Origin of the sequence: Formosa sejongensis, from assembly GCF_033447105.1 — a bacterium.
Classification (GTDB): Bacteria; Bacteroidota; Bacteroidia; order Flavobacteriales; family Flavobacteriaceae; genus Formosa.
This window is the reverse complement of record NZ_JAWQUN010000019.1, coordinates 76,040-89,030: the sequence shown is the minus strand read 5'-3', so window position 1 is coordinate 89,030 and position 12,991 is coordinate 76,040. Positions and strand designations below refer to the sequence as shown.

General features: G+C 32.3%; 10 protein-coding genes. 1 reads left to right on the top strand and 9 read right to left on the bottom strand.

Annotated elements, in window-relative coordinates; translation table 11 throughout:
• Nucleotides 1-250: 250 nt before the first annotated feature.
• The 8 genes from R6X41_RS15390 to R6X41_RS15355 all read right to left on the bottom strand — a co-directional run bounded on the left by R6X41_RS15390 (nucleotide 251) and on the right by R6X41_RS15355 (nucleotide 11,174).
• Nucleotides 251-2,062 (bottom strand): hypothetical protein, encoded by a 1,812-nt coding sequence (locus R6X41_RS15390; protein ID WP_318501239.1) that lies wholly within the window; start codon nucleotides 2,060-2,062, stop codon nucleotides 251-253.
• 513 nt (nucleotides 2,063-2,575) lie between these two features.
• Nucleotides 2,576-4,357, bottom strand: a complete 1,782-nt coding sequence (locus R6X41_RS15385; protein WP_318501238.1) for an FG-GAP-like repeat-containing protein — start codon at nucleotides 4,355-4,357, stop codon at nucleotides 2,576-2,578.
• A 622-nt stretch (nucleotides 4,358-4,979) separates the two neighbouring features.
• Nucleotides 4,980-5,642 (bottom strand): CPBP family intramembrane glutamic endopeptidase, encoded by a 663-nt coding sequence (locus tag R6X41_RS15380; RefSeq protein WP_318501237.1) that lies wholly within the window; start codon nucleotides 5,640-5,642, stop codon nucleotides 4,980-4,982.
• Between the two features lie 124 nt (nucleotides 5,643-5,766).
• Nucleotides 5,767-6,603: a LytR/AlgR family response regulator transcription factor gene (locus R6X41_RS15375; RefSeq protein ID WP_318501236.1), complete on the bottom strand. Its 837-nt coding sequence runs from the start codon at nucleotides 6,601-6,603 to the stop codon at nucleotides 5,767-5,769.
• Between the two features lie 163 nt (nucleotides 6,604-6,766).
• Nucleotides 6,767-7,576, bottom strand: a complete 810-nt coding sequence (locus R6X41_RS15370; protein ID WP_318501235.1) for a class I SAM-dependent methyltransferase — start codon at nucleotides 7,574-7,576, stop codon at nucleotides 6,767-6,769.
• Nucleotides 7,577-7,782: 206 nt separating this feature from the next.
• Nucleotides 7,783-8,910 (bottom strand): sensor histidine kinase, encoded by a 1,128-nt coding sequence (locus R6X41_RS15365; protein WP_318501234.1) that lies wholly within the window; start codon nucleotides 8,908-8,910, stop codon nucleotides 7,783-7,785.
• 9 nt (nucleotides 8,911-8,919) lie between these two features.
• The gene (locus tag R6X41_RS15360; protein WP_318501233.1) at nucleotides 8,920-9,720 is read right to left on the bottom strand and encodes an alpha/beta fold hydrolase; all 801 of its coding nucleotides are present in this window, start codon (nucleotides 9,718-9,720) and stop codon (nucleotides 8,920-8,922) included.
• Between the two features lie 569 nt (nucleotides 9,721-10,289).
• Entirely contained in the window at nucleotides 10,290-11,174 is an 885-nt protein-coding gene (locus R6X41_RS15355) for an AraC family transcriptional regulator (RefSeq protein ID WP_318501232.1), read from the bottom strand.
• Nucleotides 11,175-11,266: 92 nt separating this feature from the next.
• Between R6X41_RS15355 and R6X41_RS15350 the strand changes: the two genes are divergently transcribed.
• The gene (locus R6X41_RS15350; protein ID WP_318501231.1) at nucleotides 11,267-11,611 is read left to right on the top strand and encodes a DUF983 domain-containing protein; all 345 of its coding nucleotides are present in this window, start codon (nucleotides 11,267-11,269) and stop codon (nucleotides 11,609-11,611) included.
• 858 nt (nucleotides 11,612-12,469) lie between these two features.
• On the opposite strand, the gene R6X41_RS15345 is transcribed toward R6X41_RS15350, so the two are convergent.
• Entirely contained in the window at nucleotides 12,470-12,766 is a 297-nt protein-coding gene (locus R6X41_RS15345; protein WP_318501230.1) for an immunity 53 family protein, read from the bottom strand.
• Nucleotides 12,767-12,991 lie beyond the last annotated feature (225 nt).

Genomic DNA, 12,991 nt, shown 5'->3' with positions numbered 1-12,991 from the left:
AGTCCAAATTTAGAGGTGACAACTTCAGTATATTTCTATGTTTCAATAGAAATGTAAAAGGAAAATATTGTTTAAAAATTAACTCTATTTCATTAGGTTTTTAACACAGTTCTTGAAAAGTAGGCTATTTCGAAGCACGAAACTTTCAATTAAGCACAAAGTTTGATACGAGCCAAAACCCTTGAATTTATTACTGTCTCGCCTATTTTTTATATACATTGTTAGGTGCAGGCCTTTTCTAGAGTTTCTCTCAAGCAAAAACATCCGCTATTAATTTTCGTATAGTTAAATTTTCTAATTTTGAAGCTATAGGTGAAATATTATCTTGGTTCAGTTTCCAATGCATTCCTTCATTGTATATTATTCCTAAAAGGTAATGAGATTCTGGCGACACAATTCCCATTTCCTGTGCTTTTTCTAATTTGCTACGTGTTTTATGAGTTGCAATAAATGTGGTTTTAGCCTCTGGACTTTGAAGCTTATCATATGCTATTTTTTCAATTTTTAGACGCAAAGCTCCACATACAGCAAAAGGGTCGTACGGTATATCGTTTAAATAATTTTGGACTTCATTATCTACGTGATTTACAAAATTGTCATTTTCTCCCCATAGTTCAGGTATAGAAAGAGCTCTAAATTCAGCTCTTTTATTTATTGTTCCTGGGTCATAGTGAAGTAGATATTTAGATACATCTGCTCCAATCGTTAAATCTTCTCTATTTCTTAATAGATTAATTATCCCTTGTGCAACTTGAATATTTGATTTGTTTAAATAATAAACTTTTTGATTGCTGAATGTAAAGTTCTTGAAATAATTAGGATTAAGATGTGTCAATATTAGTGGGTAAATCCGTTTGCTTGCAAGTTTATAATCTTTTATAAATTGAGTAATGTAATATTGTGCTGCGGTAAGATTTGCATCATCTAAATAATCGAATACTTCATCAATTATTAAAATATTTGCTCCCTTTTTTAAATGTCTTTTAGCTCTAAATAACATTGATATGAAAGTTAGAATATCTCTTTGACCGTTGGAAATATGTATGGCTTCAGGAAATTTTACAATTAATTTGCCTCCAGTTTGACTTGTGCTAACATTTTTCCACGTGCAATTAAAAGTAGTAAGAGTTTCATCAAAACGTTGTTTGTCTAAACGATAATTGCTAAAAGTACAAGCTGATTTGAAATTGTCTGGATTACTATTGTAAAGTGTAACAATTTGGATTGCTGCTAAATAACTTTTAGTTTCATCATTATAGCCAATGTCAAATTCGCTAATCAAATTTCCAATTGTGTTTAAGTAATCGATTTGCTTTAATTCGTTTAAACAGTTCAGAGAAACCCAATTATTCAAAACGGTAGATGTCGCTGTTTCATTTTGTGCATTTATTGAATCCATTATTAGACTTAACCTTTGTTGAATTCTGTTTCCGTTTGCACGCTGTAATGCTTGGTAATTCTGACTCAATTTCTCAACTAAAACTAAATTATTTAAAGCTGAATTTGCATTTGGAAGAACCTTTCCGCAATTACCAAAAGCAGTCTGGCTATCTCTAAATGAATATCTAAAAGGTGTATTATCTGGAATTCTATCAACTAATACAACATCTTTGATTTCCAATCTTGCTGTTGCACTCCCAAATCGTGAACCAATTCCTTTTGGTTTTGTTAAATTATTAATTACGAAATAATCAAAATGTGTACTTATTGTGTTAGTACTGTTAGTTGCTTCTAAATTAACTAAAGTTCCATTTTCTTGAACATACTCAATAGCTATTCTTGGTAGATTTGCGTTACTTTCAGCGTGTAAATCGTCATCAGCAAGTTTTATTCTCTGACTATTCATTGAGTTAAATGCAGTAGCCAATGAACTTTTTCCAAAGCCGTTAGGTGCAACTAAAAGACTTGGTTTGTTAGGATGAATTCCAAGGTCAAAGGTTTTTTTGTCAATACCCTTTATGTTTTCAATTTCAATTATTCTAATCATAATGTGATGGCTGGTTGGTTTTTTTTGGCTTGCACCTAACAATTGTATATAGTACATATGTGCTATATCTCTCAAATATAAGATATATGTAACATATGTGCTATATATCTTTTATGTAATTAAAAGTAACGCCACACGCAAAGTTTACATAAAAATGTCTTTTACATCTGCTAAAGTCTATTCAGTATTAAAGCGGAATAATAACAAGGTGAATTCAATACATGCATGTTTATACTGAGCGACTTAATCAAGTCTGCTAAAGAAGAATGACTAACTTCTACTAAAAATTAAAAACCTAATTCAACTAGAAATAGAAGCAGGACATGCATATGCTTGGCTTAGAACAAGAATGGGAGGCTGGGCGGTGGCTCAAAGCCCTATTTTAAAGACTGATATTACAAGGTCTAGGGGTAAACGAAAAGGATGTAAACCTTTATTAGATTATATTAATAATACGTAAACTTCAATTTGGTGAACTGCCGTATTTGCCTGCCGGTAAGCAGGTAAGAGACCCGTATGTACGGTCGTGTGAGGGGTGCACTTGTTATTTAATAGCGAAGCCATTCACTCGACTGTATGCCGTTTTTCTTATTCTTTCAAGATTTTAAATGTTTTTTGTATTCCATTTATGCTTGTAGTTACTATGTAAGTGCCTTGTGGGTATTTGGATAAATCAACAGTAGTTTCCTGTGAGTTTATACTTGAAGAGAAAAGTTGTTTGCCAATAATCGAAAATACGTGTAGTCTATCTCGTTCTGAAAAAGATGTCTGATATGTCTTTAGTGTTAATTCAGCATTTGTAGGGTTTGGATAAATAATTGTCTGATTTACAGCATCCAATTCTATCAAATCAGTCGACAATATACTGCTATAGCATTCATTAGAAAATGCAGTACTCAATTCTGTACTGGTATCTAAAGTTACTGTAGAATCCATACAAATACACCTACCATCATTAAAGTTATAGGTTAAATATGTGGCACCTGTTTCAAACGCTTTAAACGTGCATTGCTCAAAAGTTAAAGAATTACTTGTTAGCGATTGCGTTGGGTGACTCCAATTGGAAAATAAGATATTTCCTCCACTCCAACGGTTAAATCCTGCTTCTTGGGTAAAATCACAAGGTTTAAAAAATATTAAATATAAAGAGCCAGTACCACCTGCTCCACCACCATAATTTACTGCAATTGTACCATCTCCTCTCAAATCTCCAATAAAAGATATAGAGCGAGAAAACCTCTCTTCTGAATCTAATACTAGACCAAAACCACCATCAGTATTGTTTATTCGGGTGTATGTTTTTACTGTTTTGTCTGCATTTAAATATAAAATATAACCCCAACCTTCGTTTTGTTGATTTGCCCCTGTCATTAAATCAGGAACTCCATCACCATTTAAGTCTCCAACTTTACACAAGGCATGTCCAAAACTTGCTCCTGTCGTTCCATTGGGGTTTGAGCCTGTAGTTAGTGTATCCGTAAAACCATTCAATCCTTCTGTAATTTTGAGCTTAGAAACCACATTAAAAGTTGTATTGTCTAAAGATAATATCCAAATAGCTCCTTTTCCTCCATCAGACATAAAAGCTCCTACTGCCAATTCCTTTGTGCCGTCATTATCTATATCTCCCAGCATAGCAACCTCTCTACCTCCAAATCGATCATTATCTTGAAGGCCTGTTCCAAAACCACCTTGCGTAGAACTAATAGTTACTGTACTTGAATTTATTACGTTTGATGTGTTATCAAAAAAAAGTATTTGTATTGCTCCTCTTTGGTTTCCTCCTGCATTAGATGTGGATTGGCAAGCAACTAAATCGATTCTACCATCATTATTTAGGTCGCCTATTGCAGATAAACCTTGAGAATTAATATTATGATTCTTTACAAAATTTTTGACAGTCCCATCATTATTTAAATGAATTATATAAATACGACCAATTGCAGTAACAGCAATGTCAGGGATGGTATCATTGTCATAATCTCCTATACCCGCAACTCCATATCCAAAAAAATCACCTGCACTTAAAACATCTGTAAAACCACCTTCTGTTGCCGATATTTTTTGATTGGACTGGACGGTTCCGTCACTATTCATAAATAGAATATAAACAGCTCCAGCATCAGTAGCTCCATCATCATCTGAACGAGCACCAACAACAATGTCAATTATTCCATCTCCATTAATGTCTCCAGCTTGGTCGTGGTCACGACTAAACCTATCCCCACTTTCTAGGTTAGCAATAAAACCACCAGAATTATTTTCTATTTTTACAAATCCATCTGGTCCCCATTGTGTTGTTACTTGTGCATTCGTAAAAGTTGCTGTAAGAAGCAATGTGATAATGGTTGTTAGTTTATAGTATTTCATTTTTTTTAATTCTGTTATTTATTTAGACTCCAGTATTATAAAATTCCTTCGGTCTACTTGTTTTTTTTAGAGCAGTACTATTGAGACTATTAATTTATCTAAAGGTTTAATTTATAATGGTATTTTTTCTGTAATGTCTTGTCCTGAAATATGGCTACAGGTTAAAATTGATATACCATATTTGATGTTCTATAATCTAAAGATAAATGTAATCTGATTTCGTTGCATAGATTATTTCCATTTTTTTTTGTAGCTATTTTAGTGTGTGCTAGGTTAGTAAATAGCATTGGTCTACAACATTAACCTCGGCACCTTTGCATAAAAAATAGTTCATTTTTTCTAAATCACCTCTGGTAGCCACCTCAAGAAGCACTGAATTACCCGAAGGCAATCTGTGGTTTATAGATACATTGCGTTCAAGATAGAGCTTTAAAAATTCAATCTACCAATTCATCTCTACATCCGAGATAAAATAATACGCACGCTCTTCCTGCGACCTCGCATCTATTTCAATACCTTTATTTGGAAGGCTTTCTTTAACCATGTAATTATTCGGCAACGTGTTCGAACAGGCATGTTTTATTAGGTAAATTCAAGGCTTAGGCATCATTACTTGGTTTTATTATGCCAAACCAAAGTAAATACAAACTAAAGCAATGGTATCAAAAAAACCATGTACAGCAATAATAAACCATAAATCGTATTTACGCAAGTAGAATATCAGGGCTAAAAGTGCTCCAACAATCCCTGTAACAAGTTGCCCTGTAATGCCTTGTTGACTATGCATAAAACCAAAGAAACAAGAAAATAGGAAGATATTAAGTACAATACTGATTTTGCTTTCTCCAAAGAATTTTACAAATTGTCGCATAAAATAACCGCGAAAAATAATTTCTTCACCAAACGCTGTAGCAGTCCACACTAATACCAAACCAATTAAACAGGCAGGGAGATTTCCTCTCAATTGATCGAAACTTGAATAATTTATAGGAGCTCCTGTGAGTTTTGTAATTCCAGGAACCAATGCAAAGACATAAAAAGCAAAGAGTCCTAGTGCAACTAAAGGAGCTAGTAAGAAGATGTTTTTGAATGTGAATTTTTCACGTTGAAATCCAAGTGCTAAAAATGGTTTTCCTTTGTATTCTATATAATTCGCTATAATGATTACTATAGAAATAATAATATTTTCGACGTAACTAATACGTACGGGACCAAACCATAAAAAGCCGATGATAGCAAAAGTAATTAATGGAATTAATGTTTGTCTTAAGGTAATGTTGTTCATTGTTTCTTATTTTAAATTCTAAGCGAAAGAATGAATAAAATCTTTGAAACTCCCTTTAAATACGCGTTTTATTACTGAATGGTCGTGAATTTACAACTGAATAGTCGATCGGTTTTAGCCTCTTTTATTGAAACCAATCCATAAATGCTTTTCGCTTGTAACGACTGATAATGATTTCTGAAATCGTATTGTTTACTGTGGAATTTTTTAATAGAATACGCAACTTGCCATTTTCAATTTTTTCAATTTGGTCTACAGTATCTTTGTGAATGATAATTTGCCGATTGGCTCTAAAAAATAATTGATCGTTTATTTTTTCCTCGAGCGCATTCAGTGTAAAATCGGTGTTAATTATTGTGCCATCACTTTGAACCGTATACACCATTTTGTTTTCGCTGTAAAAGCACGCAATATTTTCATAGGTAAGCTTCGTTATTTTTGCGCCGCTTTCAATGGTGATTTCAGCATCTTTTATGGATAACTTATATAAATTGTATAGGTCTTGTGCATACCATAAACCTATGAGAATGAAACTCAATACTAAGGTCATTAGCAATCCAATTAATAAATAATAGAATTCTGTCCGTCCACCAGCAATGATATTGAAAACAATATTTACAGGAAAATACATGATAGTAATATATCCTAGCGTAGTAGCCATATACCATATGATAGTCCCAATTTCCACTTTCTTAATGAAATGCTTTTTCTTGTAAAATTTAAAATTAAGATGCGCTATGATTCCAATAAGAATACATAAAATAATAGACGACAGAAAACCTTCTATAGGAAATCTATACGTTTCACCATCTGGAAAACTTTCGCGCTTCGTTAAATGATTTATGACTAAAAAGAAAATCGCCAATACAAGTGCTTTCTGAAACCAACGCCATGCCGAACTATTAATAAATGTATGCCAGGCTTTTTTTTGTATATCCTTGTTTGGATGAGTATTATTCATGAATAAGCGGTTGTTTTTTTGTCAGGATATGCTTTCTTACCATTGCAGCCAAGGTTGTAGTCTAAGAATAGTTGCGTATTTAAGCAACTAACATACTAAAAATGAAACGAACTAGAGTAATTTAGAAGGAATTTCTAAGCAGACAAGAAAGAAGCAATTAATGTCATAGAGTTTTGACAACTGGCATTTTTCCTCTCACTTCATTCAATTTCATTGTCATAGAAATAGCTTTGTTTTCAACCCATTCATTATATTCTTCAATAGCTTTTAATCTCAAATTATCGTTTAAATAGCCTTCTTGAACTATTTGAACAGAACCAGCAACTTTAGACCAAATTCCAACTTTTGATTTAAAATCTGTTCTATGCTTTTCATAATGTTCGTCTGAATTTATTTTTTCAATGTTCACCATTCCAATTTCTTTCATAAGCTCAGGTAAATCATCAGCAATTCCATTATTCATTCCTGCGTCTTTTCTCCATTCTAAGAACGTTTTATAAAACACTTTCATACTTGTTGGAGGTTCAGGATTCCATTCTAAATTATTATGATTATAATCTAAAATTGAAATGCTACCATTTGGTTTTAACAAAGATTTCATTTTTAATAATGCCGCTTTCGGATTACTTAACCATTGTAAGGTTCTTGCAGAGGTAATTAAGTCAAATTTTTCGGTAGTTTGAAAGTCAAATAAGTCAGTATGTAAAAGATTTAAGTTTGGTATGTTTTTATATGTTTCTTTACCACTTTCTATAAACTTTGCTGTATTATCTATTCCTGTAACTTTTCCAGATTTACCAATACTGTTTGCAATGTCTTTAGAAATAGAACCAGTTCCACAACCAACATCTAAAACAGACATGCCTTCTTTTAAAAAAGGTTTAAGTGTTCTATAATCAACTTCTAAACTTCTATTGTCAAATATTTTTGTAGCTGCTTGTCCGTCTCTTTCTATGTGTTTATTATCTTTCATTTACGTTTGTTTTTGTGCTTGTTGTCAACGTTTATATAAAAACTCGCAACGCCCTTTGTTTTGGTATAACACCAGCAGTTTTTTTATTTGAATTAATCAATCTAATTCCTCTAGGCTCTGCCTCGGGGTAGTTTTTTTTCTGGGTTTTACCGCAATTTTGGCAACGGTTGAGCTATGAGCAGAACGTTGCGTTAGCGGAGTATTGCTTATAGCTTCGTGTTAGCTGTTTTTTCTTGTATTTTGATTATTGTAAATGAGAAAGTTGATCCAGTGCCCAATTTTGATTGGACTTTAATTGCCCCTCCCAACTTCTCAACCATTTTCTTTACATAGGATAAACCAAGCCCCGTTCCCTTGCTATTAAACCTATCTTTTACCTCCAAGGTATTAGAGGGTTCAAATATTCTTTTAAAGTCTTTTTCATCTATACCTCTTCCATTATCGGACATTGTAAAATGGTAATATTTTTCATCTGAAGAAGTTAGAACGTTAATCCTAACTATTTCTTTATCATTATACTTGATAGCATTCACCAAGAGATTGAGTAAAATCATTTCAATTATTACACTGTACGTTTTGATGGTTTTTTCTTCGTCAACAATGGTTAGTTCGATTTTTGATTCTGGATCTGCTAATTGAGCTATTTTAGTGATTAAATCCTGAATACTGATTTTTTTCGGTATTTGACTATCTATATCGCTATTGATATGATACTTCAGTATTCCATCAATCATATCTAACAAGCCACTTGTTGAATTTCTGACCAAATTAAAGTACTCAGAACGCTCTTCTTCAGAGAGCATATCCTCATCAACCAAATCAAGTAAACCAATAATATTAACGAGAGGAGATTTTACATCATGAGATAAGACATGAGAAAAATTTTTAAGTTCTTGATTAGCTTCTTCTAATTTTTTTGAAACTTCTTGAGCCCTTTCTTTGGCAATATATAATTCTCTTTCGTAAAGTTTTCGTTGCGAAATATCTATTACCGTTGAGAGGAAAAACAATTGTTCTCCCTTTTCCTTAATAACATTTGTATTAACAAGTACAGGAATATTGGTGCCTTTATTACTTCGCATATCAAAATTGATTTCCTGAACTTCTTTTTGATGGATGAGCAATGGTAAATAGTGGGTTTCATAATATATGCGTCCACCCACATTTAACAAGTCTTGAAATCTCTTTTTACCTAATAATGCATCTCTATTACTTTGAATAAGACTTAATAATGTGTCATTTATTTTTATGATAGTACCATCCTCCTGTGTTATAATATAACCGAAAGGAGCTTTGTTAAATAAATCTATTGCAATATGGTTCTCTAAATTCATTTTTATAATTTACTTAGCATCTAAGTATTCTTTGATGGCCGCTATCGTTTCTTGAGGCGCACTCATATGAGGGCAATGACCGTTTGTGTTAAGTATTTTTAATTCGCTATTTACAAGGTTTTTATGAACATAATTTCCCACGGCTACCGGAGCTATTATGTCTAACTTACTTTGAATAATCAATGTTTTTGCGAAGCATTTATCAAGATATTGTCTTTCATCTCCCTTGAATGTTACTTCGGCGAATTGTTTAGCTATTTCAGGATTTGTTTGGCAAAAACTATTTTTAAGTTCGGCTGTCAATTCAGGTTTGTCTGGATTCCCCATTATTACAGGAGTAATGGCACTTGACCATCCAAGATAATTACTGTTAACGGTATCGATTAACTCATCTATATCCTCTTTACTGAACCCACCTGTGTAATTATCCTGATCAATATAACAAGGAGAGGGGCCAATCATGATGAGCTTATTAATAAGCTCAGGAGCCATTATACTTACGTGAAGTCCAATCATAGCGCTAACTGAATGACCAATTAGTGTGATTTCTTTAAGCTCCAACGCTTCACATAGCTCAATAATATCAGTAGCATACCCTTTTAATGAACTGTATTTTACCTTGTCAAATCCATCGACATCAGATTCTCCATATCCAACAAGGTCTATTAAGATTACTTTGTAGTCGTGTTCAAATTCAGGTGCAATAAAACGCCACATTTTTTGATTGCAACCATACCCATGGGCAAAAAGGAGCACTCTATCTCCATCCCCTGATATCTTGACGTTATTCTTCTTTATTAATGAATTCATTATTTAAAAATATAGTTTACATTAATTCACTTCAATAATGTGAAAAGGCATTTCATAATCTGCATAATTACAGCCAACCGTTTAGTCTATGAAACGTAGGCAATTTTGAAGCGCCATATTTTCGGTTAAGCACAACGTTTAATACGATCTAAAAGCCTTGACTATATTACTGTTTCTCCTATTTTTTACATTCAAAATTTGTGTCCAGTATGGACCTCTTTTGATTTGCCGAAAGGTAAATAATTAATTTATAGGGTGCAAGCCTGCCTATTGGATAGATAGGCCCTTTATGAGTAAGAGTAACCCTTTGGTTCCGTTCAGGACAGGATCTTAGAAGTATAAGTAAGTTGCAAGGACAAAAACTATGGGTTGTTTAATTGGAGAAGTCAGCAGAGGTCATATCTCCGAAGGACTTACAAGTAGGGAAGGACTGAACGTAATGCTCTTCAAAATTTGCATAGGAGCACAAGTGGTAGATTAGAAGGTCGTGACAAGGTTGCAAAGCGGGGAGTACTCTGTTCTTTAATGGCAGAGCCATCCTTTCGAATGTGTATCGTTATTTTAAATAATCAAAATTTAATTAAAAAATACTTTTTCCTAAAATCCAAAGGCGTCATCCCTGTTTTTAATTTAAAAAACTTAGAAAAATAGGCATAGTCCGAGAATTCGAGTGTATATGCTATATTGGCTAAATTGTCGTGAGAATGTACAATCAATCTTTTTGCTTCTAGAATAATTCTTTCAGAGATTAATTGGCTTGTCGTTTTATTTATTGTTTTTTTTACTACTCTATTCAAATGCTTGGTGGTTATGCTTAATTTTTCTGCATAAAATTTGGGTAATTTTTGTTTATAAAAATGGGCGTCAATTAAATTCTCTAAAGTTTCAAGTATATTAGAATAGTGTGGAGAATTAAGCTTTTCTAAATTGATATCAACTGTATACGCCCTTGTTAATTCTAAATAAATGTTATTTAGTGAATTTACTATTTTTAACTCTCGTAACAGATTGGTTTGTAAATATTCGGTATAAACTTCCTGAAATTTAAGATTTAATTCGTTAAGCTTATTAGGAGCTAATTCTAAAAAAGGAGGATTTTGATTCGAATAAAAAAAAGGAAATGAATGGAGCTTATGTTCTAAAAACTTTAGTTCATAAAATTCTTGAGAATGAAAAAAGATAAACCCTTGGGGTTGTGTCTCAAATTTCCAAAAATGTGTTTGTCCTGGTTTTAAAAAAAACACCTTGCCAGGATTTATACTATAAGAATTAAAATCAATTTCGTGTGTACCTGTACCTTCGGTAAATAGTACACATAGATAGAAATTATGACTGTGTGGTTTATTAATTAAATTCTTATTACGTTGTATGTGATTCGAAAAAGAATTTATATACACATCATTGAGAGGTTTAGATTCTTTAAATTGACTAATATTTAGAACTGGTATTTTCATATTGTATGTCCTAAAAGTACAAAAAATGGCGAACATATTATATGAATAAAAACTATTTGCTGTCTTAATTTTGCAGTATAAAATATTTTGTAATGAGTAAAGTTATTGATGCATTAAATTGTAAGTGTCCGAATTGTAAAAAGGGAAATATTTTTAAGAATGGCGGAAATATTTTAGTGTTGAAGTTTCCGAAAATGAACGATAGATGTCCTGAGTGTGATTATAAATTTGAAAGAGAAACTGGTTTCTTTTTTGGGGCTATGTTTGTGAGTTATGCACTTGCTGTGGCACAAATGATAACAAGTCTCGTGGTGTTTTGGTATTTTATTGATTTGTCACCTTTAAGTGTTTTCTCCATTATTTGTGTGATAGCAGTTCTATTAAGTACTATCAATTTTAAATTATCAAGGTCTATTTGGATATATATGTTTTATTGAAATAAGCTTTAAAGTTAGTTGTCAATCAATAGCGTCCTAAACGATTAATCTCTTTTTTAAAAAAGATTGACCGGTGCTGACTTTATTGAATTACTTGCGCTAAGGGAGGTACTTTTTCTACATAAGTTGAATTTTGTTTTTTTGGTTGGCCTATCGAAAATTTATCGTAAAATTTGAAGAGAAAGTATCGCGAAATTTAAAGCTGTTTGAGCTAAACGTATGTTTCTATATTGTTGATTTTTAGTAGCGAGTTCTTTAAATTTAGATACTGAACGAAAAATTTAGATAAAAGTTCGTAAGCCTAGATTTTTTTGGTTCGTTTTTTTATCAATGAAAAAAATGAACATATAATATTATTTAGGACACGATTAGTTGTCAATATTATACATCAGAATAGTTGTGGGTTTGTATGCGAGGATTTTCTGAAGGACATGAGCGCAGCGAACTGGCTTCAGCAAAATTAGACGAAAGAAACAAGTATCAACCTATTGATTAAATACTAAGCTGCAATTATTTTTATACTGCGCTTCTGCCCAGCATGGGCATCTTTTGATTTACCGAAAGGTTAATAATTATCTATAACGTGCAAGCGTAACCATTCGGCTCTGCTCAGGGCAGACGCTTTGAATTATTAGAAAGAGGCAAGGGTGAAAATATTACTCTCGTAAATTTCTCGCCTTCAAATTAGAATAATTTTGGATGATATGTTACGAAATCTCTTTTATCTTGGTAAATGTAAGTTTCAATATTTTGATTTAATAAAGATTCAAGAGCTTCTTTTGAAGTTCCTCTATTGTCTACTCCAATATAAAAACGAATTTGGCTATAATTTAATTTAGTACGCTCCTAGCACTAGTATTAATTTTCGATTTTCTCAATCATCTCTTTGAATAAGGATAATAAAAATATTAGTTTTCCGGAGTCACCTGCAGCATTAAATTTTTGATTTTCAATTTTTACTCCATACCAATCTTGTTTGCTAGTTTCATTAAGAATCCAATCTAGATTTAAATTAGCTATTGAAGTTTTAGATATATCAATTTCGACGTCCCATCCAGGATTGTCTAAAGTCGTTATTTGGATCCCATCACCATGTTCCCAATCTCCGTCACAATTTTCATTAAACCAATTCTGTATCCAGTCTAAAATATCCATTTGCATTTCATTATTATATACATCCAAATATAAGATATATGTAACATACGCACTCAATATCTTTAATATTTAATTTTAACCTTATGGAAGGAAATAGGAGCGGACTTTTACTCTTAAAACTAGTTGTACAAGGGACTGTATTCTGGAAGGGCATCAGCGATTTTTTTGTGTTTTGCGCAAAATAATATTCAGTTTTACCAGATTTTAAGATGCCCTTTTTGTGGG